The organism is Listeria floridensis FSL S10-1187 (assembly GCF_000525875.1).
Taxonomy (GTDB): Bacteria; Bacillota; Bacilli; order Lactobacillales; family Listeriaceae; genus Listeria; species Listeria floridensis.
Map to the genome: position 1 here is coordinate 1 of NZ_AODF01000005.1, position 26,774 is coordinate 26,774.

At 39.8% G+C, this 26,774-nt stretch carries 22 protein-coding genes and 4 pseudogenes; 21 read left to right on the plus strand and 5 right to left on the minus strand.

Annotated elements, in window-relative coordinates; translation table 11 throughout:
• Positions 1-304, minus strand: a 304-nt coding sequence (locus MFLO_RS02840) for an IS1182 family transposase (RefSeq protein ID WP_036096240.1), incomplete at its 3' end; no start/stop codon positions are given.
• A 206-nt stretch (positions 305-510) separates the two neighbouring features.
• On the opposite strand from MFLO_RS02840, the gene MFLO_RS02845 reads away from it, so the two are divergent.
• From MFLO_RS02845 to MFLO_RS02895, 11 genes and pseudogenes are all read left to right on the plus strand, one after another.
• The gene (locus tag MFLO_RS02845; RefSeq protein ID WP_036096241.1) at positions 511-702 is read left to right on the plus strand and encodes a hypothetical protein; all 192 of its coding nucleotides are present in this window, start codon (positions 511-513) and stop codon (positions 700-702) included.
• A gap of 13 nt (positions 703-715) precedes the next feature.
• Positions 716-1,348, plus strand: a complete 633-nt coding sequence (locus MFLO_RS02850; RefSeq protein WP_051993457.1) for a DNA-processing protein DprA — start codon at positions 716-718, stop codon at positions 1,346-1,348.
• Positions 1,349-1,633: 285 nt separating this feature from the next.
• Positions 1,634-3,714 (plus strand): annotated as a pseudogene (gene topA, locus MFLO_RS02855) (type I DNA topoisomerase).
• Between the two features lie 89 nt (positions 3,715-3,803).
• Positions 3,804-5,108 carry an FADH(2)-oxidizing methylenetetrahydrofolate--tRNA-(uracil(54)-C(5))-methyltransferase TrmFO gene (gene trmFO, locus MFLO_RS02860; RefSeq protein WP_036096243.1) on the plus strand — a complete coding sequence of 435 codons (1,305 nt, stop codon included), beginning with the start codon at positions 3,804-3,806 and terminating at the stop codon, positions 5,106-5,108.
• A 226-nt stretch (positions 5,109-5,334) separates the two neighbouring features.
• Positions 5,335-6,237: a tyrosine recombinase XerC gene (gene xerC, locus MFLO_RS02865; RefSeq protein WP_036096245.1), complete on the plus strand. Its 903-nt coding sequence runs from the start codon at positions 5,335-5,337 to the stop codon at positions 6,235-6,237.
• A 21-nt stretch (positions 6,238-6,258) separates the two neighbouring features.
• The gene (gene hslV / locus MFLO_RS02870; protein WP_036096247.1) at positions 6,259-6,798 is read left to right on the plus strand and encodes an ATP-dependent protease subunit HslV; all 540 of its coding nucleotides are present in this window, start codon (positions 6,259-6,261) and stop codon (positions 6,796-6,798) included.
• Positions 6,799-6,809: 11 nt separating this feature from the next.
• Positions 6,810-8,219 (plus strand): ATP-dependent protease ATPase subunit HslU, encoded by a 1,410-nt coding sequence (hslU, locus tag MFLO_RS02875; RefSeq protein WP_036096248.1) that lies wholly within the window; start codon positions 6,810-6,812, stop codon positions 8,217-8,219.
• Between the two features lie 23 nt (positions 8,220-8,242).
• Positions 8,243-9,022: a GTP-sensing pleiotropic transcriptional regulator CodY gene (codY, locus tag MFLO_RS02880; RefSeq protein ID WP_036096250.1), complete on the plus strand. Its 780-nt coding sequence runs from the start codon at positions 8,243-8,245 to the stop codon at positions 9,020-9,022.
• A gap of 124 nt (positions 9,023-9,146) precedes the next feature.
• Positions 9,147-9,578, plus strand: a complete 432-nt coding sequence (locus tag MFLO_RS02885; RefSeq protein WP_036096252.1) for an acyl-CoA thioesterase — start codon at positions 9,147-9,149, stop codon at positions 9,576-9,578.
• Positions 9,578-9,898: a hypothetical protein gene (locus MFLO_RS02890; protein ID WP_036096254.1), complete on the plus strand. Its 321-nt coding sequence runs from the start codon at positions 9,578-9,580 to the stop codon at positions 9,896-9,898. The genes MFLO_RS02885 and MFLO_RS02890 overlap by 1 nt, the downstream gene beginning before the upstream one ends.
• Positions 9,891-10,763 carry an aldose 1-epimerase family protein gene (locus tag MFLO_RS02895; protein WP_036096256.1) on the plus strand — a complete coding sequence of 291 codons (873 nt, stop codon included), beginning with the start codon at positions 9,891-9,893 and terminating at the stop codon, positions 10,761-10,763. The genes MFLO_RS02890 and MFLO_RS02895 overlap by 8 nt, the downstream gene beginning before the upstream one ends.
• Positions 10,764-10,815: 52 nt before the next feature.
• Here the strand turns inward: MFLO_RS02895 and plsY are convergent, their stop codons facing one another.
• On the minus strand, positions 10,816-11,412 hold the full coding sequence (gene plsY / locus MFLO_RS02900; protein ID WP_036096257.1) for a glycerol-3-phosphate 1-O-acyltransferase PlsY: 597 nt from the start codon (positions 11,410-11,412) through the stop codon (positions 10,816-10,818).
• Positions 11,413-11,628: 216 nt separating this feature from the next.
• Here plsY and MFLO_RS02905 point away from each other — a divergent pair, with 216 nt between their 5' ends.
• The 4 genes and pseudogenes from MFLO_RS02905 to MFLO_RS02920 all read left to right on the plus strand — a co-directional run bounded on the left by MFLO_RS02905 (position 11,629) and on the right by MFLO_RS02920 (position 17,363).
• A complete protein-coding gene (locus MFLO_RS02905) occupies positions 11,629-12,036 on the plus strand; it encodes a CoA-binding protein (RefSeq protein WP_036096259.1) in 408 nt (135 codons plus the stop codon).
• Positions 12,037-12,177: 141 nt separating this feature from the next.
• Positions 12,178-14,146: pseudogene (gene parE / locus MFLO_RS02910) on the plus strand (DNA topoisomerase IV subunit B).
• Positions 14,143-16,605 (plus strand): DNA topoisomerase IV subunit A, encoded by a 2,463-nt coding sequence (parC, locus tag MFLO_RS02915; protein WP_036096260.1) that lies wholly within the window; start codon positions 14,143-14,145, stop codon positions 16,603-16,605. Before parE ends, parC begins: the two are co-directional and overlap by 4 nt.
• A gap of 293 nt (positions 16,606-16,898) precedes the next feature.
• A complete protein-coding gene (locus tag MFLO_RS02920; RefSeq protein ID WP_036096261.1) occupies positions 16,899-17,363 on the plus strand; it encodes an S-ribosylhomocysteine lyase in 465 nt (154 codons plus the stop codon).
• Between the two features lie 40 nt (positions 17,364-17,403).
• On the opposite strand, the pseudogene MFLO_RS02925 reads toward MFLO_RS02920, so the two are convergent.
• Positions 17,404-19,274, minus strand: a pseudogene (locus MFLO_RS02925) (acyltransferase family protein).
• Between the two features lie 513 nt (positions 19,275-19,787).
• On the opposite strand from MFLO_RS02925, the gene MFLO_RS02930 reads away from it, so the two are divergent.
• The 6 genes and pseudogenes from MFLO_RS02930 (at position 19,788) to glnA (ending at position 26,162) form a co-directional block, all read left to right on the plus strand.
• A complete protein-coding gene (locus tag MFLO_RS02930; RefSeq protein ID WP_036096263.1) occupies positions 19,788-21,473 on the plus strand; it encodes a glycerol-3-phosphate dehydrogenase/oxidase in 1,686 nt (561 codons plus the stop codon).
• A 144-nt stretch (positions 21,474-21,617) separates the two neighbouring features.
• Positions 21,618-22,541, plus strand: a complete 924-nt coding sequence (miaA, locus tag MFLO_RS02935; protein WP_036096264.1) for a tRNA (adenosine(37)-N6)-dimethylallyltransferase MiaA — start codon at positions 21,618-21,620, stop codon at positions 22,539-22,541.
• 108 nt (positions 22,542-22,649) lie between these two features.
• Entirely contained in the window at positions 22,650-22,868 is a 219-nt protein-coding gene (gene hfq, locus MFLO_RS02940) for an RNA chaperone Hfq (RefSeq protein ID WP_036096267.1), read from the plus strand.
• A 120-nt stretch (positions 22,869-22,988) separates the two neighbouring features.
• Positions 22,989-24,233: a methionine gamma-lyase family protein gene (locus MFLO_RS02945; RefSeq protein WP_036096268.1), complete on the plus strand. Its 1,245-nt coding sequence runs from the start codon at positions 22,989-22,991 to the stop codon at positions 24,231-24,233.
• Positions 24,234-24,394: 161 nt separating this feature from the next.
• A complete protein-coding gene (locus MFLO_RS02950; RefSeq protein ID WP_036096271.1) occupies positions 24,395-24,763 on the plus strand; it encodes a MerR family transcriptional regulator in 369 nt (122 codons plus the stop codon).
• A 63-nt stretch (positions 24,764-24,826) separates the two neighbouring features.
• A pseudogene (gene glnA, locus MFLO_RS02955) lies at positions 24,827-26,162 on the plus strand (type I glutamate--ammonia ligase).
• A 102-nt stretch (positions 26,163-26,264) separates the two neighbouring features.
• Here the strand turns inward: glnA and MFLO_RS17130 are convergent.
• Complete coding sequence (locus MFLO_RS17130; protein WP_077913142.1) at positions 26,265-26,582, minus strand: GNAT family N-acetyltransferase; 318 nt, start codon at positions 26,580-26,582, stop codon at positions 26,265-26,267.
• The gene (locus MFLO_RS14495) at positions 26,515-26,727 is read right to left on the minus strand and encodes a GNAT family N-acetyltransferase (RefSeq protein ID WP_051993462.1); all 213 of its coding nucleotides are present in this window, start codon (positions 26,725-26,727) and stop codon (positions 26,515-26,517) included. The genes MFLO_RS17130 and MFLO_RS14495 overlap by 68 nt, the downstream gene beginning before the upstream one ends.
• Positions 26,728-26,774 lie beyond the last annotated feature (47 nt).

Sequence of the window (26,774 nt, forward strand, 5' to 3'; positions counted from 1 at the left end):
AATTTTCATCGATAAAATCATAGCCTAAAAACCATCGATACGCTACATTGGTTTCGATTTCTTTAATCGTTTGGCGCATTGAGCGAATCCCGAATAAGTATTGGATGAGCACGAGTTTGATCAGCACCACAGGATCCACACTAGGTCTTCCTGTATGCGAATAGGTATGTTCGACAAGGGGGTAGATAAAATCAAAATCAATCACCGCATCCACTTTTCGAACTAAATGGTCTTCTGGCACTAAATCATCCATGGAGATGGCCACCATTTGGTGGCGAATATCGTCTTGATGTTTGGATAACATGTTCTTCACCTCTTGTTTTTTATGTCAGTTCTCTCCTTAGTATAATCAAAAAAAAGACTGTAAACAAAGTTTTTTCACTACTTTGTCTACAGTCTGAGACCATTTTCAATTGAAAATGGTCTTTTTATAAAGCAAGAAATTCAATTTTACTGATTTTACAGTTTGACATTTCCTCGCTATGATGGGCAAAAAGGAGATGCTGAAAAATGGATTTAAATAAAAAAGAAACATGGCTTGAATTGCTTCATTTGCCTGCACGCATTCGTGCTGAAATTTGGGATTTTGCACGAACTTCAAATGAATATCAGACAAGCAGTTATAAAATGAAAAAGCGATTTGGTTCTTATTTTAAAAAAAGAAACGGGATCATCATCATTAAACGCACAAATTCAAAATGAGGACAATCAAATCTTGTTTTATCACGATAAAGAATATCCTATTCAGTTGAAAGAGATCAGTTTTGCGCCGCCTATTCTTTTTTATCGAGGCAATCTTAGTCTACTGCATTCGGATATTATTGGAATCGTTGGATCACATGCGATGCGTCCATATGGTCGAGCTGTAACTCGCTTGTTTGTAAATGGTTTATACGGCACATCTTTTAACTTGATGAGTGGTTCCTTACATGGAATTGAAGAATTAACTTTACGAATAGCGCTACAATGCGGCGGACGAATTATTTGTGTGCTGACAACTGGGATCGATCAAGTGTTTCCAAGGTGCAATCAACAACTGGTGAATCAGGTCAGCGAATCAGGATTAATCATTAGTGAATATACGCCAGAAACAGTTTTTCAAAGAAAAAACCTTGAAGAAAGAAGCAGGTTGATTAGCGGAATTGCACGAGGGATTTTAATACCAGAAGCTGCTAAACAAAGCAGTTCGCTTCGAACAGTTTATTATGGTGTTGAGCAAAATCGGGAAATTTTTGCAGTGCCGGGAAATATTTTCTCAGAAGAATCTGGTGGAGCAAATGCCTTAATTGCGGAAGGCGCTCAGATGGTTACTAAACCAAAAGAAATTGTAGAAAGCTTCAAATTTTGAGTCATTAGATTAATTTTTAATGAGAAAAGAGTAGTTTGGCTTGCATTTCTGTTTTTTTTTAAGATAAGTTTGCTAAAGAATGATTAAAACCTTCTATATAATAGCTTGTAAAAACGGCAGTCTAAAAAATATAGATTGACAAACTTTTTTTTACGGGCTATGATTGACTACTGAATTGAGCTGTTCGTATTTCTTCGTAGTTTGCGAACACGAAAACGAGGCAGAAAGTAATAGATAATGATTATTTAGCCCGTTTATTTGACCCAATTAGGGAGGAAAAATTTTATGGCAGACTATCTTGTTATTGTAGAATCACCGGCAAAAGCAAAGACGATTGAGAAATATTTAGGAAAGAAATTTCAAGTGAAAGCTTCGATGGGACATGTTCGCGATTTACCGAAAAGTCAAATGGGTGTTGACACTGAACATGACTTTGAGCCACGTTATATTACGATTCGTGGTAAAGGGCCGGTTCTAAAAGAACTTAAGCAAGCTGCTAAGAAAGCAAAAAAAAGTCTATCTCGCAGCCGATCCCGATCGCGAAGGAGAAGCAATCGCATGGCACTTGGCAAATAGTTTAGATTTAGACCAAACAGATGATTTACGTGTTGTGTTTAATGAAATCACAAAAGATGCAGTTAAAGAATCATTTAAGCATCCTCGTAAAATCGACATGGACCTTGTCGATGCGCAACAAGCTCGACGAATTTTGGATCGCTTGGTCGGATACAATATTAGTCCAATATTATGGAAAAAAGTAAAGAAAGGACTAAGTGCGGGGCGTGTGCAGTCGATTGCACTGCGATTAATCATTGATCGTGAAAAAGAAATTAATGACTTTAAACCTGAAGAATATTGGACTATTGACGGCAACTTTAAAAAAGGCCGCAAAAGTTTTCAAGCCAACTTCTATGGCGTAGACGGGAAAAAGAAAAAAATTGCAAAATGCAGAAGATGTTAAAACAGTGATGGCAAAAATTAAAGGTAAGTCTTTTGATGTTATAGATGTAATGAAAAAAGAACGTCTTCGAAATCCGGCTGCTCCTTTTACGACTTCTTCACTTCAACAAGAAGCAGCGCGCAAACTCAATTTTAGAACACGTAAGACGATGATGCTTGCGCAACAGCTTTATGAAGGGATTGCACTTGGGCGCCAGGGTACAGTTGGTTTAATCACTTATATGCGTACTGATTCGACAAGGATTTCCGATACCGCAACAGCAGAAGCGTTGAACTACATTGAAGAAAATTATGGAACGGATTTTACCCGAAAGAAAAAACGGCAAGATAAGAATCAAAAAGGTTCGCAGGATGCCCATGAAGCCATTCGTCCAACAAGTATACTTCGTTCACCGCAAGAAGTGAAGGAATATTTGAGCCGTGATCAACTGCGTCTTTACCGGTTAATCTGGGAACGCTTTGTAGCGAGCCAAATGGCACCGGCAGTTCTCGATACTATGCGAGTAGATATGGAAAATAACGGTGTCTTATTCCGTGCTAACGGTTCCAAGGTGAAATTTGCCGGATTTATGAAAGTTTACGTGGAAAGCAATGACGACAATAAGGAAGAAAAAGAAAACATCTTGCCTGATCTTGAAAAAGGCGACAAAGTAACTTATGAAACGCTTGAACAGCGTCAACATTTCACCCAGCCGCCTCCACGCTATACAGAGGCGCGCCTTGTTCGAACGCTTGAAGAAATTGGAATTGGCAGACCTTCCACTTACTCCCCGACGCTTGATACAATTCAGCGGCGAAACTATGTCTCGCTTACGAATAAGCGTTTTATCCCAACGGAGCTTGGGGAAATCGTAAATGAAATGATTGAAGAGTATTTCCCTGAAATTCTTGATGTTAGTTTCACAGCGAATATGGAAAATGAGCTGGATGAAATTGAACATGGAAAAATGGAATGGGTTAAAGTTATTGATGAATTCTATAAGAGTTTTGAACCGAATGTAATACGTGCGGATAAAGAAATGGAAAAAATTGAAATCAAGGATGAGCCGGCAGGGATCGATTGCGATGTTTGCGGCGCACCGATGGTTTATAAGATGGGGCGTTATGGTAAGTTTTTGGCTTGCAGTCGTTTCCCAGATTGCCGTAATACAAAAGCGATTGTAAAAGAAATCGGTGTAACTTGTCCAAAATGTCGCGAAGGTCAAGTTATTGAAAGAAAGAGCAAGAAAAAGCGAATTTTCTTTGGCTGTAATCGATATCCAGATTGTGATTATGTTTCTTGGGATAAACCTGTGGAACGTCCATGTCCAAAATGTAATGAACATGCACTTGTTGAGAAGAAACTTAAAAAAGGAATTCAAATTCAGTGTACCAACTGTGATTATAAGGAAGAAACACAAAAATAACCGGAAGCCAAGATCGTCAAATTGTGAATAGGCGATTTTGGCTTTTGTCTCGAACTAGAGAATCGGCTTTTAAAAGAGGAGGAAGTAATGTGGAGAAAAAGGTAAACGTGATTGGGGCAGGGCTTGCTGGAAGTGAAGCAGCTTGGCAGCTCGCTAAAAGAGGGATTGAAGTCCATTTATACGAAATGCGACCTGTTAAGCAAACACCCGCACACCATACGGATAAATTTGCTGAACTTGTATGTACAAATTCACTTCGCGCGAACGGCTTAACAAATGCAGTTGGGGTTATTAAAGAAGAAATGCGCATGCTTGATTCCATTATTATCGAGGCGGCAGATCAAGCAGCGGTTCCAGCAGGAGGTGCTCTTGCTGTTGATCGTCATGAGTTTTCCGGCTATGTTACTGACAAAGTGAAGAATCATCCGCTTGTGACGGTTTTCAGTGAAGAAGTTACTGAGATTCCGGAAGGACCAACGATTATTGCGACTGGTCCGCTAACAAGCGAGGCTTTGGCAGAAAAAATCAAACTTTTAACTGGCGAAGACTATCTATATTTTTATGATGCAGCGGCTCCTATCATTGAAAAAGACAGCATTGATATGGACAAGGTTTATTTGAAATCGCGCTATGACAAGGGCGAGGCGGCTTACCTAAATTGCCCAATGACAGAAGAAGAATTTAATGCTTTTTACGAAGCGCTTATTAGTGCGGAGACTGCTGAACTTAAAAGCTTTGAAAAAGAAGTGTTTTTCGAGGGATGTATGCCGATTGAAGTTATGGCGAAGCGAGGTATTAAAACGATGTTGTTTGGCCCGCTTAAGCCTGTTGGATTAGAAGATCCGAAAACCGGAAAGCGCCCATATGCAGTGCTGCAACTGCGTCAAGATGATGCTGCAGGAACACTTTATAATATGGTAGGCTTTCAAACGCATTTGAAATGGGGCGAGCAGAAACGAGTCTTTGGTTTAATTCCTGGGCTTGAAAGTGCAGAAATCGTGCGCTATGGTGTCATGCACCGTAATACATTTATCAATTCTCCAAAAGCAATGCTTGCTACTTACCAACTGAAATCGCGTCCTGATTTGTTCTTTGCTGGTCAAATGACAGGAGTAGAAGGATATGTGGAGTCTGCTGCGAGCGGGCTTGTAGCAGGAATTAATGCTGCTCGGTTCGTCCTTGGCGAAGAACCAATTATTTTTCCAAAAGAAAGCGCGATCGGCAGTATGGCGAACTACATCACAGCAACAAATACGAAAACATTCCAGCCGATGAATGTAAACTTTGGTCTATTCCCAGAGTTAGGTGAGAAAATTCGTGCGAAACAAGAAAGAAATGCAAAACTTGCTGAAAGAGCGCTCGATTCTATAAAAATTGTTGCAGAACAATTATAAAGCGACTATAATGATAGGGGCTTCACTTGTGCAGCTCTTATCATTGTGCTATTTTGAATCGTTAGACTTTTAGAATGTTTCATTAATGACTAGAAAATAAGAATTATTGAGCAATTGAATTGAAGCGTATTCTAGTTTAATTGGAAATGTTGCGAAAAATGTGGAAAATTGTTGCAACTCATTCTCTCGTATGTTACGATGATAGTGTTTGAGAGGTGTGTCAATCATGCAGGAAGAACAATGGGTATCAAAGTTCATGGATTATCTGCGTGTCGAAAGAAACTATTCCGATAATACGGCAATTGCCTATTATGAGGATATTCTGGATTTTCAAACTTTTTTAAATCAACAAGCAATTTCAGAATTTGAAAAAGTTGATTATTTAGAAGTTCGGCTATATTTAACTACGCTTAAGGAACGTCGATTTGCTAGGACTTCTGTGGCGCGTAAGATTTCTAGTTTGCGAAGCTTCTACTACTTTCTTGTTAGAGAAGAAGCAATTTCAAGCAATCCCTTTACTTTTGTCTCACATGCGAAAAAAGAACTCAGGCTTCCAAAGTTTTTCTACAATGAAGAAATGGAGGCTTTATTTCAGGTGGTTTACGCGGATGACGAGCCGCTTACACTTCGGAATAGAGTGATTTTGGAGCTGTTATACGGCACGGGTATTCGTGTCTCTGAGGCTAGCGATGTGCGTCTTTCGGATATTGATGAAACCTACCAAGCGATTTTAATTAGGGGAAAAGGAAATAAGGAAAGATATGTACCGTTTGGCTCTTTTTTACAAGATGCGTTAACACTTTATTTGGAAAAGGGAAGGTCTGTTCTTTCACAAAAATATAAGAAGCAACATGATTATCTGCTGATCAATCATTATGCGGATCCGCTTTCTGCAAGAGGGATTCGTTATTGTTTGACGAAAACTATTGAAAAAGCAGCGCTTACTCGGAAAATCCATCCGCACATGTTGCGCCATACTTTTGCAACAGATCTGCTTAATAATGGGGCGGACATGCGAACTGTGCAGGAACTACTCGGTCATGCCAGTTTATCGTCGACACAAATTTACACGCATGTGACGAAAGAGCATTTGAAAAGCACTTATATGAAACATCATCCTAGAGCTTAAAGAATAGGAGGAAGTGGACTAATGGAAATGCATGCAACGACTATTTTTGCTGTGAAACATGAAGGGAAAGGCGCGATGGCCGGAGATGGTCAAGTGACGCTTGGTGAATCAGTCATTATGAAACACACGGCGAGAAAAGTAAGACGTTTGTTTCACGATCGTGTGATTGCTGGTTTCGCCGGTTCAGTAGCTGATGCGTTTACCCTTTTTGAAAAATTTGAAGGTAAGCTTAATGAATTTAACGGCAATCTTGAACGAGCAGCCGTTGAGCTAGCGAAGGAATGGAGAAGCGACAATGCCCTCCGCAAACTTGAAGCTATGCTGATTGTCATGGATGAAGAAACACTTTTGCTTGTTTCTGGAACAGGTGAAGTGATTGAGCCAGATGACGGTATCCTTGCGATTGGTTCAGGCGGTAATTATGCACTTGCAGCTGGACGAGCTCTTAAACGGTATAACGGAGCTGAGATGGAAGCAAAAGAAATTGCTCAGCATGCGCTTGAAATTGCTTCGGAAATCTGTGTTTTCACGAACAGCAATATCATTGTCGAGGAATTATAAAGGAGTGATAGATGTTGGAGAACGGAGAAACTTCAAAATTAACGCCGCGGCAAATTGTCGAACGGCTTGATCAGTATATTGTTGGGCAAAAGGGAGCGAAAAAATCTGTGGCGGTTGCCCTCAGAAATCGCTATCGTCGCATGATGATGGATGATGCCATGCGTGATGAGGTTATCCCTAAAAACATCTTAATGATCGGGCCAACCGGAGTTGGAAAAACAGAAATTGCCCGTCGAATTGCTAAAATTGTCAAAGCACCGTTTACGAAAGTCGAGGCAACAAAGTTTACTGAAGTCGGTTATGTTGGCCGAGATGTTGAAGCAATGGTTCGTGATTTAGTCGAAGTTTCAGTTCGGCTTGTGAAGGAAGAAAAAATGCAAACTGTTCGTTATCGGGCAGAGAAAAACGCGGAAAAACGCATCATCAAATTGCTTGCGCCGGCACAAAAGAAAAAACAAACGACATCACAAAATCCATTTGAAGCTCTTTTTCAAAACGCGGCGCGACAATCTGAAGAGGAATCCGAAGTGGTTGATGAAGATTTACGGCAAAAACGTAATCAGCTTGAGGATCGGCTTGAACGCGGTGATCTCGATGAGGAAATGGTGACGATTGAAGTTACGGAACAGCAAAATCAGATGTTTGATTTGATGCGCGGAAGCGGGATGGATCAAATGGCTGGAATGCAAGAAGCGTTTTCCAATTTGCTGCCTAAAAACAAAAAGAAACGTAGAGTAACCGTGAAAGAAGCTAAGCAAATTTTGTTTGAAGATGAAGCTTCTAAGTTAATTGATTCAGACGAAGTGGCAGCACTTGCCGTTAGACGTGCGGAACAAACAGGCATCATCTTTATTGATGAGATTGATAAAGTAGCGGTTAAAAGCGGTGCTGGAAGCGGTCAAGTTTCGCGTGAAGGTGTACAACGTGATATTTTGCCGATTGTAGAAGGTTCGCAAGTCGCAACTAAATATGGACTCGTCAACACAGAGTTTATTTTGTTTATTGCTGCTGGAGCATTTCATATGTCGAAACCCTCAGATTTAATTCCAGAACTGCAAGGTCGTTTTCCTATTCGAATTGAGCTTGATAAATTATCACAAGAAGATTTTATCAAAATTTTAACAGAACCAGATAATGCCTTAATCAAGCAATATAAGGCCTTACTTCAGACAGAGGGAATTGACTTGATTTTCACGAAAGAAGCGATTGAACGTATAGCTGAAATTGCCTTTCTTGTCAATCAAGATACAGATAATATCGGAGCAAGAAGACTCCACACTATTTTGGAAAAACTGTTAGAGGATTTGCTGTTTGAAGCACCAGATATCAATCTAGAATCAGTAACCGTAACTGAAAGTTACGTTAATGACAAACTGGAATCCATTATCGAAAGCAAAGATTTAACGCAGTTTATATTATAATAAAAATTTAGGAGGATCTAATAATGAGTTTATTAGAAAAAACAAGAAAGATTAATTCAATGTTACAAAATGCGGCAGGAAAAACGGTCAATTTTAAAGAAATGGCAGATACATTAAGTGATGTAATCGAAGCCAATACTTATATTGTAAGCCGAAAAGGGAAATTGCTCGGCTATTCTGAAATGTTGCCAATTGAAAATGAACGGATGAAACAAATGCTGACTGAACGTCAATTCCCAGAAGAATATACACAAAGTCTTTTTAATGTAAACGAAACTTCGCCAAACTTAGAAGTTTCAAGTCAATACACAGCTTTTCCAATTGAAAACAGCGATCTTTTCACTAAAGGACTAACCACTATTGTTCCTGTAGTTGGAGGAGGGGAACGCCTTGGTACACTCATTCTTTCACGCCTAGATACTAATTTTACAGATGATGATCTTCTACTAGCTGAATATGGTAGCACAGTTGTCGGCATGGAAATCCTTCACGAAAAAGCCGAAGAAATTGAAGAAGAAGCACGTAGCCGTGCTGTCGTTCAAATGGCAATTAGCTCGCTTTCATATAGTGAATTAGAAGCAATTGAACATATTTTTGATGAACTAAACGGAAAAGAAGGCTTGCTCGTCGCTTCAAAAATTGCTGACCGTGTCGGAATTACTCGTTCTGTAATCGTAAATGCATTGCGCAAACTTGAAAGTGCTGGGGTAATTGATTCTCGTTCCCTTGGAATGAAAGGAACATTTATCCGCGTCTTGAATGATAAATTCTTAGTAGAACTTGAAAAATTAAAAAATAACTGATCATAAATCTAGTTCTAGCCTCTATTCTGAATATGAATAGAGGCTTTTTATTAGTTAAAATTTCTTTTTTTTAAGCAGAATTTGCTAAAATAAATGAAGATATAGTTTTTTGGAGGGACGCCTTATGACATTTACGGAGACAAAAATTGAAGTTCGTTACGCGGAAACCGATCAAATGGGCGTGGTTTATCATGCAAATTATTTGATTTGGATGGAACTTGGGCGAACTAGATTTATCGAGAGTTTAGGTTTACGTTATTTTGATATGGAACAGCTTGGATACTTGTCGCCTGTGATTGATGTAGAGATTCACTATGGCAAGCCGCTTCGATACGGACAGGAAGCGATTGTGAAGACGTGGCTTTCCGACTATGACGGTCTGCGTGTAACTTACGGCTATGAAATTCGCTACGCAGAAAGCGGAGATATTGCCATTACCGGAAAAACCAAACACGTTTGTGTTACAAAAGATGAGTTTAAACCGGTCGCGCTCAAACGCGAACTAAAAGACTGGCATGAGAAATATCAGCAAGCGATACAAAAGAGGGAAAACTGATGGCTTTCGGTGTTAAAAGGGACGAACTAAAAGCTTTTCAGCAAAAGGCAGAGAGCGGAGAAGTTGCGTTACTTACGCATTATTGGCTGGATAAGCGGTTTCCAAATTCGAAAACTGTGACAAAAGCTGCAAGTAGTGATCTGGAAGCACTCAAAAAATGGGGCAGCCAATATCATTTGCCTGAGGCTTATATTGATTATGGACATAAAAATTTGCCACACTATGATTTATTTGGTGAAATACAGCTTAAAGTACTTGAACAGGAAGGAAAATGGGATCAAATCGAACGATTTCATTTGAGGGGAGAAAAGAATGATTAGATTAGAAAACGATACTTTACTTGTAGAGATTGCTGAAGCGGGGGCTGAGCTTTCGCGCATTTATAATAAAACAACGAAACTGGATTATTTATGGAATGCAGATTCAAAATTCTGGGGTCGTCATGCACCAGTATTGTTTCCAACGGTCGGACGATTAATTGATGATACGTATTATGTAGACGGTGAGGCTTTCCATTTGCCACAGCACGGTTTTGCTCGTGATCGAGATTTTTCAGTTGTAGAGCTTGTTCAGGATCGCGCCGTGCTTGAACTTAAGGCTGATGATAAATCAAAGCTCGTTTATCCGTATAACTTTCGTTTAGCGATCAGTTACACACTCGTGGATGATCAAGTGCGCGTGGAGTACCAAGTAGAGAATACAGATGATAAACGGATCTATTTTTCGATCGGCGCTCATCCAGCTTTCAATGTTCCGCTGACAGAAGGAACAGCATTTGAAGATTACTACTTAGATTTTGGCGGGAAAGAAAAACTCGACACGCTTTTGCTTGACGGACCGTATCGGAGTGGTAAATTGAAGTCGCTAGCTGATAAAAAAGCTGAAACATTAGCGCTGAATTATCCATTGTTTGAGGGTGATGCATTAATCTTCGAGGGACTGAATCATAACGAAATTGCAATCCGTTCAAAAAAGCATCCCCACTTTGTTAAAGTTCGTTTTCCAGAGTTTCCTTTTGTCGGGGTTTGGACAGCGGGTCCTGGAACACCATTTCTTTGTATCGAACCATGGTTTGGAATTGCAGACGGTGTTGGTAGTCCCGTTGAACTTCGCGACAAAGCAGCTATTGAACAGCTAGAGCCAGAAGCCATTTTTACTGCAGAGTATAACATTCAAATCGGATAAAAAAAATCAAGGAATTGTGCTGAAAAGATAGTTCAGCAGGTTCCTTGATTTTTTACATCCATGTAATTTTGGGCTCTTCGCCATTTTTAATTCGCTTAATATTGGCTCGGTGACGCCAGATGATGAAGATCGCGATACAGGTGATTAGGACAAATAGAATCGGATCACCTAGAAATAGTGTGATTAAAAAAGCAGCCAAAGCAGCGACCATTGAGCTGAGAGAAACATATTTGCTGATTTTAAGCGTAATCAGAAAAACGATTAAGACAGCGATGAAAAGTAGAGGAGCATAAGCAAGAACAACCCCAGCAGATGTTGCTACGGCTTTACCGCCGCGAAAGCCTGCAAAGATTGGAAAACTGTGGCCAATAATTGCACAAACTCCAGTTAAAAGCATGAAATGCGGATTAAGTTCCGGTAAGAAGAAAAACGGTAGCAGCGTTGCAATTGTTCCTTTTAAAATATCAATTACGGTAACAACAGAGCCGGCTTTTACACCAAGCACGCGAAACGAATTTGTTGCACCGAGGTTTCCGCTTCCAAAATTGCGAATATCTTTTTTATAGAATATTTTACCGATCCAAAGCCCAGATGGAATGGAGCCGATCAAATAGGCGATCACAGATAGTAAAACTAATTTGACAATCATCTCAAAACTCCTTTTTACGAACATTTTATTCTGCTATGAATTATAGCATAATTTCATGGCGAATTGGTGAAAAAGCATGTAAAAAGAGATTTTCTTTTCATAGCAATTTAGTTGCCCCGCTTTACAACCATGCATTTAAACGATAAAATAGTATTTTGAAAAGAGGCATCAAAAGCGCTTTATTATTTTTGTTGACTAGCGAAGGGAGCGGGCACGGTGCAAAATCCGAATAAAAAACAAATCGATGCAATCTTAAAACAAGCAAAAACAATTGCTGTTGTAGGTTTAAGTGATAAACCAGAACGTACAAGCTATAAAGTTGCAAAATTTATGCAGGAGGCAGGATACAAAATTATTCCAGTCAATCCTAATGCGAAGGAGATACTTTCCGAAAAAGCAGTAGCAACCCTTGGTGAAATTGACCAGCACATTGACATTGTGAATGTTTTCAGACGTTCTGAGTTTTTGCCGGATGTGGCACGCGAGTTTGAACAAGTTGACGCAGATGTTTTTTGGGCACAACTTGGAATTATAAACGAAGAGGCCTATGAACTTTTAAAAGACAAGCATCCAGTTATCATGGACAAATGCATCATGGTGGCTTATCGTGAACGTGAGGAATAGAAAAATAGACAGGTTCTTTACTAGAGCCTGTTTTTTTTACGACTTTCTATTTTTGAAAGAGCGTGCTATCCTGTATAGGTAGTTTATTTGAGACAGCTTCTAAAATAGACAGATCGCAAGCAAGAGAGGGGTTACGAATAGATGAGGAAAAGCGAATATAATGATGATTCTATTCAGGTACTGGAAGGACTAGAAGCAGTCCGAAAAAGACCTGCTATGTATATCGGATCGACAGATGTACGAGGTCTGCATCATTTAGTATATGAAATTGTTGACAATGCAGTCGATGAGGCGCTAAATGGATACGGAAAAGAAATCAAAGTTATTTTACATGATGATGGTAGTGTGAGCGTGACGGATCACGGTCGGGGGCTGCCAATTGGTATGCATAAATTAGGGAAATCCACTGTAGAGGTAATTTTTACTGTACTGCATGCAGGCGGTAAATTTGGACAAGAAGGCGGATATAAGACGAGCGGTGGCCTTCATGGTGTTGGTTCATCGGTCGTTAACGCTTTATCAGAATGGCTTACTGTGACCACTCATCGCGACAATGCGATCTATGAGCAACGTTTTGAAAACGGTGGAACACCAGTTACCAAACTTACAAAGATAGGGAAATCTAAAGAGAGTGGTTCAACAATTCGGTTTAAACCAGATCCTGCTATTTTCCCTGTTACTTCATTTAACTATGAGACATTATCAGAGCGACTAAGAGAGTCTGCATTCTTGCTCAAAGGAATGCGCATTGAATTAATCGATGAACGAGTAGGTATGGGAGAAGCCTTTCACTTTGAAGAGGGCGTCAAAAACTTTGTTGAATACATCAATGAAGGAAAAGATGTCTTGCATCCTGTTGTAGCCCTTGAGGGCGAAAATAACGGTATGGAAATCGAAATGGCCTTTCAATTCAATGACGGTTATTCGGAAACGGTTTTGAGTTTCGTAAATAACGTTCGTACACCAAATGCGGGAACACATGAAGCGGGAATGCGCGCTGCGATGACTCGTGTTTTTAATGAATATGCGAAGCGTGTCGGTTTATTAAAAGAAAAAGATAAAAATCTTGAAGGAAGCGATATTCGGGAAGGACTCTCGGCCGTTTTATCCATTCGCGTTCCAGAAAGCCTTTTGCAATTTGAAGGCCAAACGAAAGAAAAATTAGGTACAGTGGAAGCTAGGGCTGCTGTTGATGCAGTGGTGGCAGAACACATGGCATACTTCTTGGCAGAAAACCCTGACACGAGTAGCCTTTTGATCAAAAAAGCAGTCAAAGCGCGTGAAGCCCGTGAAGCGGCTCGTAAGGCACGTGAGGAGACACGAAACGGTAAAAAAAAGAAAGCGCTCCGAGACACTTTTATCTGGAAAATTGACACCGGCTCAGTCGCGGAATGCGAAGCGCAATGAACTTTATCTGGTTGAAGGGGATTCTGCTGGTGGTTCAGCTAAACAAGGACGAGATCGGCATTTTCAAGCGATTTTACCTCTGCGTGGAAAAGTAATCAATGCTGAAAAAGCTAAACTGCAAGATATCTTAAAAAACGAAGAAATCAATACAATTATCCATACAGTCGGTGCAGGCGTTGGGTCTGAATTTGAGATAGAGGATTGTAACTACGACAAAGTGATCATCATGACCGATGCCGATACTGATGGAGCTCATATTCAAGTGTTGCTACTTACTTTCTTTTACCGCTATATGCGTCCGCTGATTGAAGCTGGAAAAGTATATATTGCACTTCCACCGCTTTATAAAGTGAGTCGCGGTAGTGGGAAAAAAGAAGTTATTGAATACGCTTGGACAGACGATGAACTTGATGGGGCAATTAAAAAAATCGGTAAGGGATACATGATTCAGCGCTATAAAGGTCTTGGTGAAATGAATGCTGACCAACTTTGGGAAACGACGATGAATCCTGAAACGCGTACGCTTATTCGTGTGCGTGTTGAAGATGTGGCCCGTGCTGAGCGGCGTGTTGCTACTCTGATGGGCGACAAAGTTGAGCCACGTCGAAAATGGATTGAAAATCATGTTGAGTTCGGTCTTGAAGACGATCAAAATATTTTAGATAACGAGAACATGGTGACAGAGGAGGCGAATGAAGTTTGAGTACTCCAGGACAGCAACAGATTCAAGATTTAGCACTAGAAGAAGTAATGGGCGACCGCTTCGGCCGCTATAGTAAATATATTATTCAAGAACGTGCCCTTCCAGATGCGCGCGATGGTTTAAAACCAGTGCAAAGACGTATTTTATTCGCAATGAATGAAGAAGGCAATACGGCTGATAAAGGGTTTCGAAAATCAGCAAAAACGGTCGGAAATGTTATCGGGAACTACCATCCGCATGGAGATACTTCGGTTTATGATGCGATGGTGCGGATGAGTCAAGACTGGAAAGTGCGCAATCTGTTGATTGAAATGCACGGCAATAACGGAAGCGTCGACGGAGATCCTCCGGCTGCGATGCGTTATACGGAGGCTAGGCTTGCTCCGATTGCAGCCGAGCTTTTGCGCGACATCGAAAAGGAAACGGTTGATTTTGTGCCAAACTTTGATGATACGTCGAGCGAACCGACTGTACTTCCAGCGCGTTTTCCAAACTTGCTTGTGAATGGTTCCACGGGGATATCCGCGGGGTATGCAACAGATATTCCGCCGCATAACTTGGTTGAGATCATAGATGCTGTCGTAAAGCGGCTTGAGAATCCAGAAATTGGTTTGGATGCGCTGCTTAAAATTGTGAAGGGACCAGATTTTCCGACAGGCGGAATTATTCAAGGTGCTGATGGAATTCGGAAAGCTTATGAAACTGGGAAGGGACGCATCATTGTCCGTTCCAAAACTGAAATTGAAGAGATTCGCGGTGGTAGAAAGCAAATTACGGTTCACGAGATTCCATATGAGGTGAATAAGGCTAATCTTGTGAAGCGAATGGATGAGCTGCGAATTGATAAGAAAATTGAAGGGATTTCGGAGGTTCGTGACGAAACAGACCGGACAGGACTGCGGATTGCAATTGAACTTAAGAAAGAAGCGAATGCGGAAGGTGTGCTTAATTATTTATTTAAGAACACGGATCTTCAAGTCAGTTACAATTTCAACATGGTTGCGATTCACAATAAGCGTCCCGTTCTGATGGGGCTTATCGGGCTTTTGGATGCATATATTGCACACCAAAAGGAGATTATTACAAAGCGTTCTGAATTTGATATTCGTAAAGCGCGAGCACGTGAGCACATTCTTTCGGGATTAATGAAAGCATTATCCATTCTTGATGAAGTGATTCGCTTAATTCGAGAGTCGAAAGATAAGCGCGATGCGAAAATTAATTTGCAAGACCGCTATGAATTCAGCGAGAAGCAGGCTGAGGCTATTGTTTCCCTCCAACTTTATCGGTTGACCAATACGGATATCACGGATCTCAGAAATGAAGCAAAAGAATTGCAGGAAAAAATAACGCGGCTTGAAAAGATTTTGGGCGATCCTCGTGAACTAATTGCGGTTTTAAAACAAGAGTTGACTGAAATTAAGAAGTCTTATAAAACCCCGCGCCTTACTGAAATTCAAGCTGAAATTGAAGAAATTAAAATTGATACGGAAGTACTTGTTGCAAGTGAGGATGTTATTGTGTCTGTTACGAAAGAAGGCTATGTTAAACGGACAAGTATTCGCTCTTATACGGCTTCAAACGGACGAGATTTAGCAATGAAGGAAATGGATCACCCGCTCTTTATTGAGAAGCTCAATACAATGGATGCTCTTTTGCTCTTCACAAATCGAGGCAATTACATTTATCGTCCGGTTCATGAACTTCCGGATATTCGCTGGAAGAACCTTGGCGATCACATTAGTCATTTGGCAGGAGATCTAGCACCGGGTGAAGAGATCATTGCTGCCAAAGCGATCACACAACATGATGATCACCTGTCACGTTATTTCTTGTTTGTCACAAAGAATGGCATGATAAAAGCATCGCAATGTGTAAACTATAAGCCGCAGCGTTATTCAAAAGCCATGATGGCAATCAAACTAAAAGCTGAAGACAGTCTAATTGCTGTTTCATTCATTGATCAAACGGAAGATATCTTTTTAGCTAGTAAGTTTGGATATGGTCTGCGTTATGCGACAAGTGAAGTACCTGATTCTGGTGCACGAACTGCCGGAGTTAAAGCAATCAATTTGAAAGATGGCGATGAGGTAAGCGGGGCGGTAATTATTCCGCAAAATGAGCGAAGACAATTAGTTGTTCTAACTCAACGCGGGTCACTAAAGAAAATGAAGCTTGAGGAATTTGAGCCGATTTCACGTGCAAAGCGTGGATTGATTATGCTGCGTGAATTAAAATCGAATCCACATCGCGTCTTTGCTGTTTTCTTGGCGAACTCAGACGATCTGCTTATGATTGAAACGGATAAAGAGCAGTTTGCTCAGGTTGAGCTTGGCAATATCCGCACAAATGACCGGTATTCGAATGGTTCTTTTGTCATCGATGAAGTACTGGAAGGTGCGCCGAAAGATGCGTGGCTCGCTTTGCCTGAGATAAAGGATGAAGGCGAAACAGATTAGTTAGAAAAAAAGTCAGTCGTTTAAAATACAATACGGCTGACTTTTTTATATAAAAATGAAAAGAAATACATTTCAAATAATTGAACAACGGAGAATAAAGGTGTACAATAAAAGAAAAATCTAATTATCCCTTTTTTAGATTTTTTTCTTTTTTTGTCATATTCTAGAATTTTTTCTAGACTTTAACCCTCGATTTCGATTGAGGGTTATTTTTTTTGCGGAAGATTTGCGAAATACCCCTAAAACGTATTAAGATAAAGTAGAAATTATTGGAAGAAGGGAAGGATAGAGTAATGGCAGACAAAATGAATGTAGAAAGCTTCAATTTGGATCACACCAAAGTAAAAGTACCATACGTCAGGCTTGCGGGTATAAAAAAAGGAGAATATGGCGACGAAATATATAAATATGATGTGCGGTTTAAGCAGCCGAATGTAGCGCATATGGAAATGCCAGCGCTTCATTCACTTGAACATTTACTGGCAGAATTGTCGCGCAACCATTCTGATAAGATTGTGGATATTAGTCCAATGGGTTGTCAGACCGGATTTTACCTATCTGTGATCAATCACGATGATTATGATGATTTGTTGAATATTCTCGAAGCAACACTTAATGATGTGCTTTCAGCGAAAGAAGTTCCAGCGTGCAACGAAGTACAATGCGGTTTCGCGGTTAGTCATAGTCACGAAGGTGCAAAAGAACTTGCTCGCGCGTTTTTGGCAGAGCGTGCGGCTTGGAAGAACGTATTTGCCTAATAAAAAACCTCTTTTTCACTTAAGAAAAAGAGGTTTTTACTTATTTTTTAATGTTTTGTATTAACAAATCGACATAGGCTTTTGCGCCAGTTTTTTTTCAAGTGAACCCCATCTGGTTCAAAAAAGCTACTATTGCTTGATGCAAGTGAATACCAATCAATCACTGTCACATTTGAGCGTGATCTGGCTGTTTCAATAGCAGCATTAACTTCGGATTCCCAACCACGTGGTACACGAGAATTAACCAGATAAATATGTGCTTGGTCAAACTGATCAAGCAGACGATTCAACTGCTTTTCGGTAAAAGGTCCATTCGTGCCAAGTTCAATAATTATGCCGCTGTCTTTTGTGTTAAAGGCTCGGTACCCAGTAGCAAGATCAATTGCATCTGAAAGCTGTCTGCCGATTTTACCATCAATCGTAATATTCGGCACAGCTTCTTTTAAATACGGCTCTATGTCAATCATAATAGAATCGCCTATTGCCAAGGTCTGCTTATGTGGGTAGAGCTTTTCCGTTTTTGGAACAGCTGCATTTTTATTTGGGTTCGGTTTTTGCTGATTGGAAGAATTTGCTGTGTTATTTTTAGATTCTGATGAGGATGTCTTTGGTGTTTCTTTTGGCTTTTCGCTTTTGTTAGAAGTTTTTACTTCTGTCACTTTTTTTATCAGCTTGATCTGCTTTAGGGTGAAGCGGAAGTAGACCTGACATTCCAACTCCGAAAATGCTAACAGCTACAATTAGAGTAATAAGCGAAGCCCAAAGTCCTATCGGTTTATTTTTGATAACTGCATAGCGCTTATAACGGAAACTGCGTATAAAATCAATGAACCCTCGCTTGCGAATCGGTGTTTCAATAAATCGGAAGGATAGTTCAGCGATAATAAACGTTGCTGCCACTTGCAAAAGCGGGCGGATAATACTAGGTTGACCGATTTCTGTGACAGGTGTTGTAAGTGTAATAATAGGATAATGCCATAAATAAATTCCGTAAGAACGAGTTCCGATCCATCGTAGAGGCCGGAAACTGAATAGTCGGCTTAAGTAGCTGGAAGGATGAGCAATTGTCGCAATCATGACAACGCCAAGAATAGCAACAAGGAACAAGCCGCCCCGATATAGGAATGGTTGATATTCATTCATCAAATAGATCAGGGCACCAAAGACGATAATGCTTAAAGTTCCGGCTATGTTTAAAATCCAACGGCTCTTAGCGGGCACTTTTGGACTTAAACGATTGAACGGCCAGAGGAATGCAAGTGCACATCCGCTGAGTAAGTCAAACAGCCGAGTGTCTGTTCCGTAATAAACACGGCTTGGATCACTGCCTGGCGTGTAAAGGATTCCCATCCAGATCACAGACGCAATGGCTAATAGAATGATCGTCCGAAGTAGCCATTTTGGATTTTTAATGAAGCGCAAGAATCCATAAAGAAACAGTGGCCAGATTAAGTAAAATTGTTCCTCGATCGCAAGTGACCAAAGGTTTTTAAGCGGTGAAGGAACTCCGAATGAATCGAAATAAGATACATTATGGAAGATAAACCACCAGTTGCTTACATAGAAAAAGGAAGCAATGCTGTCGCTGCGAAGGTTAGGAAGCAGCTCCCGGTTAAACAAAACTGCAAAGATAACCACACATATGATCATAAAATAAGCGGCTGGAATCAGTCGCCGGATACGTCTAAGCCAAAATTGTTTTAAGTCAATTGTATTTTTAGTTTCCCACTGGGTGAGAAGAATATTTGTAATTAAATAACCAGATAATACGAAAAATATGTCAACGCCTATAAAACCGCCTTTAGCCCATGAAAAATTCAAATGGTAAGCGATAACCGCCAATACAGCTACTGCGCGGAGGCCGTCAATACTCGGAACGTATTTCCTACTGTAACGAGCAGTTCTTTTCAAAATAACATCTCCCAAATCAGCAAATTCAAATTAAGTGAATTTTTTAAGTCACACTCAATAATACCACAGAAGTTCTGTGGTGTAACGGATAAAGGGGCTAGTTTAAAGAGATTTTTAAGTTTTTGATACATTTGATATAGTTAGAAAAAAAAATATCAGGAAGTTTCGCCTATGTGGGAGCGCTTTCAGAAGAAAAAAAGTTGGGCTAATTTTGCTGCACCTGACATTGTTAGTCCTTAAAAACGCTAACTTCAATAACGAAGAAATAAAAAAAGAGGCAAAGCGCTTTCCCTTTTTGATTATTTCCGGTATAATGAAGACAAGTTAATAATTATTATTGTCTATTGAGATTAGAGAGACTGCAAACGACGATTCTATCGTCTGGTTTGTGGTCTCTTTTTTTTCTTTCTATCTGTACTCTTGCAAGCAGAAAGCGTTTCAAAAGGAGAGTTTAGTGGAAAAGAGCGAATAGATTGAAATAGATAATATCGAGATTTTAAGGGGGATAAATTGATGGTACAATTATTTTCAGCATTTGACAGAGAAACAATTGAAAGAAAACTGCAAGATGAAAAATTTGATATTGTAATTGTTGGTGGTGGTATTACAGGAGCAGGGATTGCGCTTGATGCGGTTTCGCGTGGCATGACTGTTGCACTCGTTGAAATGAATGATTTTGCAAGCGGAACATCTAGCCGCTCAACAAAGCTTGTTCACGGAGGACTACGTTATTTGCAGCAATTTGAGGTTAAGGAAGTAGCCGAGCTTGGTAAGGAAAGAGCCATTGTCTATGAAAATGGACCGCATGTAACAACACCGGAATGGATGATGCTTCCGTTCCATAAAGGCGGAAATATGGGCAAATTTACAGCGTCGGCTGGGATTCGGCTTTATGATTATCTGGCTGGTGTTAAAAAAGATGAACGACGTAAAATTTTATCCAAAGAAGAAACACTTGCGAAAAATCCATTCGTGAAAAAAGACGGCTTGAAAGGATCTGGATATTATGTTGAATATCGAACAGATGATGCGCGTCTTACTATTGAAGTAATGAAAAAAGCCGTTGAACTTGGAGCAAAAGTAATTAATTATACACGTGCAGATCAATTTATTTACGATGAAAACAAAAAAGTGCAAGGGGTTACGGTGACTGATCGACTATCAGGGAAAGTTTACGATATTTATGGCCACCGAGTTATTAATGCTGCTGGTCCATGGGTGGATAAAGTAAGAAAGCTTGATTATTCACATAACAATAAACATTTACGCTTAACAAAAGGTATTCACCTTGTAATTGATAAGAAAAAATTCCCGATGGAGCAAGCAGTATACTTTGATACTCCAGACGGTCGTATGGTTTTTGCGATTCCGCGCGACAAAAAAGTCTATGTGGGAACGACAGATACTTTTTATGAGGAAACACTAATCAATCCGAAAGCGCTCGAATCTGATCATAATTATGTGATTAAAGCTATCAACTATATGTTCCCGGATGTCCATGTTAGTGAAAAAGATATTGAATCCAGCTGGGCCGGTGTACGTCCTTTGATTTATGAAGAAGGTAAAGATCCATCTGAAATTTCACGGAAAGATGAAGTGTGGTTTTCTGAAAGTGGCTTGATTACAATGGCTGGTGGGAAACTAACAGGTTATCGCAAAATGGCTGAAAAGCTGTTGAATGATATTGTGAAAGATTTAAGTAAGGAAACTGGTAAAGCATACAAAGAGGTTCAAACGAAACATTTGCCAATTTCTGGAGGAGATATCGGAGGCTCGCAAAACCTAGAAGCTTTTATTGATAAAAAAGCGAAAGAAGCGATCAATCGTTTTGGTTGGACATTAGCGGAAGCTCGTGAAATCGTGAAGCGCTTTGGAACGAATATCGATCAATTATTTACTTATGCACAAGAACATAAAGAAAAGGGAATTGAAACCCTTCCAAATAGTTTGTATGCAGAGTTACACTATTCGGTCTATCATGAATCGGTAGTTGATCCAGTTGATTTCTTGTTAAGACGTACTGGATATTTGTTGTTTGATATGCCTTATCTACTAGAGTGGAAAGAGCCGGTATTTGAGGAAATGGATCGCTTATTCCATTGGGATGAAAAGACAAAAGCCGCACACTTGGATGAACTAGATACACAAATCGCTGATGCGAGAGAACCTGCTGATTGGCATGATCGCAAAAGTGAATAATGAATAACGAAAACAAGCCTTTCCGCTAGCGGAAAGGCTTGTTTTCGTTATGTTTGGTTTTTTATGCACTCTGTATGCAAAAAGGGTTTTCTTTCTGTTGTTTTCGTGGTAAATTAGTAGTAGACGAAAAGGAGGTTTTTTCGTTTGACTAGAATTCCTGTAATCGTTCTCGTTGGTCCGACTGCCGTTGGAAAAACGGCTTTAAGCATTGCTCTAGCTAAAAAATGGCAAGGGGAAATAATTAGTGGCGACTCAATGCAAGTATACAAGCAGCTTGATATTGGGACTGCCAAAATTACAAAAGAAGAAATGCACGGAATTCCCCATCATTTGATCGACGTTGTAGAGCCAAAGGAACCTTTCACAGCTTCAAAATTCAAACATGAGACGAGAAAGTGGATCGAAATAATCCATGAGCAAGGGAAGCTTCCTTTTGTAGTGGGTGGTACGGGTCTTTATATTCAGTCTGTTTTTTATGATTATTCATTTGGTACCGTTGCGGACGATCCGAATTATCGACACGAACTTGATCAACTCGACACGGATGAACTTCACAAAAAATTGACAGAACTCGATCCAACAAGTGCTGAATTGATTCATCCAAATAACAAACGCCGTGTTATACGTGCGCTTGAAGTGATGAAACTAACTGGAGAACCGTTTAGCGAACACCAAACACAAACAAAACTTTCGGAAGAATTTTTCCCGCTTTTTCTGGGATTAGACTTAGAAAGAAGTCTTTTATATGATCGTATTGATCGTCGTGTTGATATAATGATTAAAAATGGACTTGAAATTGAAGCACGCAAACTTTATGAAATGCGGTTGGGGGATAATTCGGCAACACGAGGGATCGGTTATAAAGAGTTATTTTTATATTTTGATGGCGAGATTTCGAAAAACGAAGCGATCCAACTAATCAAAAAAAATTCACGTCATTTCGCCAAACGACAAATGACATGGTTTCGGAATAGAATGGATATTCAGTGGATTAAAGCGCTTGAAATGGACACGGAAGTACAAGCAAATAATGCAATTGAACAATTTTTAAAAATTGGTTCTGTTTGATTCTTTCAAATAAGGGGTAATATTTTTTAAATAGCATTTTCGTATTAGGCTATTTTCAAACTTACCTCATAAGGGGTTCTTATAAAGATAGAGATTGGAGAGGGAAACATGAGTAAGGGTGGACAAGCATTACAAGATCAGTATTTAAATCAATTACGTAAAGAAAAAATCTTAGCAACGGTGTTTTTGACAAATGGCTTTCAATTGCGCGGGCGTGTAGTGAGCTTCGATAATTTCACTGTCCTTTTGGATGTGGAAGGAAAGCAGCAACTTGTATTTAAACATGCGATTTCTACTTTCTCACCACAAAAAAAATGTGACGCTTAATCAAGAAGATTAAAAACGAAAAGGCAGGGGTTCCTGCCTTTTTATATGGAGAAATCCAGATAAATGGATGTTTTAAAAACAAATAAACTTATTTCAAAAGTATGAAAGAAAGGGTAGCCGATGAATGAACAAGTGAAACAATTAAAAAGTCGAGCTGAGCAGATGATTAAAGACTTAAATCAAGAAACAGATTACTTGGCAGAACTGAATCAAGCGAAGGTACTCCAAGCGTTTAGAGCAAACAAAGTCAGTGATTTTCATTTTAATCCGTCAACTGGTTACGGATATGATGATGACGGCAGAGACACGCTTGAACGTGTCTATCGAGATGTGTTCCATACAGAAGCCGCAATTGTGCGGCCGCAGCTCATTTCTGGAACGCATGCGATCAGTACAGCACTTTTCGGCGTGCTTCGTCCAGGCGATGCACTGCTTTATATTACAGGTAATCCGTATGATACTTTAGAAGAGATCGTTGGTGTTCGGGGGATTTCTGGAAACGGCTCGCTTAGAGACTTTCAAATAGACTATGATGCAGTTCCGCTCATAGAAAATCAAGTCGATTTTGATACTGTCAGCCAAAAAATAACTGAAAAAACTAAAATGATCGGGATTCAGCGCTCAAAAGGATATGCTGAACGTGATTCATTTTCGATCGAACAAATTGCTGAGATGATTCGTTTTGTAAAAGAGATCAAGCCTGATGTTGTGGTGTTTGTTGATAATTGTTATGGTGAATTTGTGGAAGAGTTAGAACCAACAGATGTAGGTGCTGACTTGATTGCCGGGTCATTAATTAAAAATCCTGGAGGCGGCTTGGCAAAGATTGGTGGTTATTTAGCGGGGCGATCAGATTTAATTGAGTTATGTGGATATCGACTGACGACGCCTGGAATTGGACTTGAAGCCGGAGCATCACTCTACAGTCTGCTCGAAATGTATCAAGGTTTTTTTCTTGCGCCTCATGTTACGGCTCAAGCTGTCAAGGGAGCGCGTTTTACAGCGGCATTATTATCACTTTGCGGAATTGAAACAAAGCCAAACTGGGATGACCATCGTACGGATTTAATTCAAAGTGTCTCGTTCCATGATCAATCGAAAATGGTGTTGTTTGCACAAGCTATTCAAAAGTTTTCACCAGTTAATGCGCATGTTATACCAGTTGGAGCCTACATGCCTGGTTATGAGCATGATGTAATTATGGCTGCTGGAACATTTATCCAAGGTGCAAGTTTAGAATTAACAGCAGACGGTCCTATTCGTGCACCTTATGAACTCTATGTTCAAGGTGGTCTGACCTATGAGCATATAAAAATTGCAGTAACAGAAGCTGTCAATGATTTATTTGAGCATGAAAAAATTTAAAAAAAATTTGATACGAGCGAAATGCTCGTATTTTTTTATTCTGACATTAATTGGTAGCAGTGGATTTTTATTGAATGTTAGATTATCTTACATAAATTTGACAAAAGAAATGACATCCTTTATAATTCAACTATCATGAATGATGAAAGGGGATAACGGCAATGAGTGAAAAGGAGATTCGCAGGTCTATGCCTCTTTTCCCGATCGGGCCAGTAATGAAGCTGACTAATCTGACAGCAAGGCAAATTCGCTATTATGAAGATCAAGGTTTGATTCATCCTGCTCGAAATCAAGGAAATCACCGCCACTATTCTCTGCAAGACATCGACATACTACTTGAGATTAAGGATTATTTAAACGATGGTCTGAATATTGCAGGAATTAAGAAAATGTATCAGATTAAAGAACAAGAAACAAAGTCGCCTTTGACTGATGAAGACGTACGTAAGATTTTGCGTAAGGAAATGCAACAGGTTGGACGTTTTGTAAAGAATAGCGATATTCAAAAGAATCAATATCCAAAACTATGATTTATAATTGGTATTTACTTTTTCAGAAGTTAATATAAAAAACAATTTGGGAGGATTTTATTCATGGCAAATTATACAAAAGAAGATATTTTCCGCTTCGCAGATGAGCAAAATGTAAAATTCATTCGACTCCAATTCACGGACATTCTCGGGATCATTAAAAATGTGGAAATTCCTGTAAGTCAGCTAAAAAAAAGCCTTAGACAATAAAATGATGTTTGACGGTTCTTCGATCGAAGGTTTTGTTCGGATTGAAGAATCTGACATGTATCTTTTCCCGGATCTTGACACTTGGGTGGTCTTCCCTTGGACTGCTGAAAAAGGAAAAGTTGCTCGTATGATTTGCGATATTTACAATCCTGATATGACGCCGTTTTCTGGTGACCCGCGTGCAAATTTAAAACGTGTGCTGGCAGAGATGCACGAACTTGGATTTACAGATTTTAACTTAGGACCTGAACCAGAGTTCTTCCTCTTTAAATTGGACGAAAATCGTAAACCAACACTTGAACTGAATGATTCAGGCGGTTACTTCGATTTAGCACCGACGGACCTTGGGGAAAACTGCCGCCGAGATATCGTACTCGAACTTGAAGAAATGGGCTTTGAAATTGAAGCATCTCACCATGAAGTAGCACCTGGGCAGCACGAGATTGATTTCAAATACGAGGATGCTGTAACAGCATGTGATAATATCCAAACGTTTAAACTTGTTGTTAAAACAATTGCACGTAAGCATGGATTGCATGCAACCTTTATGCCGAAACCACTTTTCGGTGTGAACGGCTCAGGAATGCATTTTAACATGTCGCTTTTCAAAGGTAATGAAAATGCATTTTACGATGAAAAAGGCGAACTGCAATTGAGTGAAACAGCTTATCAATTTTTAGCCGGAATGCTTAAACATGCTAAAGGCTATACAGCGGTAACGAATCCGACAATTAATTCATATAAGCGTCTTGTGCCGGGATATGAAGCACCATGTTATATCGCTTGGAGCGGTAAAAACCGTAGTCCCCTTGTGCGTGTTCCAAGTTCACGTGGGTTAAGTACACGCTTAGAGCTTCGCAGTGTCGATCCGTCAGCTAATCCATACTTGGCAATGGCAGTACTTCTGAAAGCAGGGCTTGATGGAGTGAAAAACAAGTTGACTCCGCCTGCACCAGTTGACCGCAATATTTATGGTATGCAAGAAGATGAACGCCATGAAGCAGGAATTTATGATTTGCCAGAAAGCTTGTCGCATGCGATGGTAGAATTATCAAAAAATGATGTGATTCAAGATGGTCTTGGCGATCATATTTACGAACACTTTATCGAAGCGAAAGAAATCGAATGCGATATGTTTAGAACTGCTGTTCATCCTTGGGAACGTGATCAATACTTAGAAATTTATTAAGAAAAAACCAGTTGCCAAGCGGCAACTGTTTTTTTAAGTTAAAGCTCGATTTTGTATAGAACATGGTGCAGAAGCGGTGAGTTTGACGGAAGTTTTGGATGATTAAAATTTTTTTTGAAATCGCATTCCGATTCGCTTCATTAGTTTTTGAGAAGGAGTGTTCACAGTTGCGGTAATGCTGTAAATTTCTTGCAGTCTCAGATTGTCTTTAGCAAATTTAAGCGCAGCGAGTGAAGCTTCTGTTGCCAGCCCTTGATGCCAAAAGGATGGTAGAATCCGCCAATTTATTTCAATGCAGGGTGTAAAAGTTTCTTCGTAAGTTACCTTATTAAAGCCGCAAAAACCAATAAATTTAGCGCTTCTTTTTAAAAAAAAGAGCATAAATCCCGAAATCAGCTTGATAATTTGCCAAAAGTGCATCAAATGAAGTTCGGGCTTCTGCTTCTGTCAGCGGCTGCGGAAAGTAACGCATTACTTCTTCGTTTTGAGTCAAATCTGCATAATGAGGAAAGTCTGCTTCAGTAAACTTACGAGCTTCGATACGCTCGGTAGTGAAAATGCTCATTTCTATACTCCTTTCGAGGAAAAGAACCGTCCCTAACTGGGGCGGTT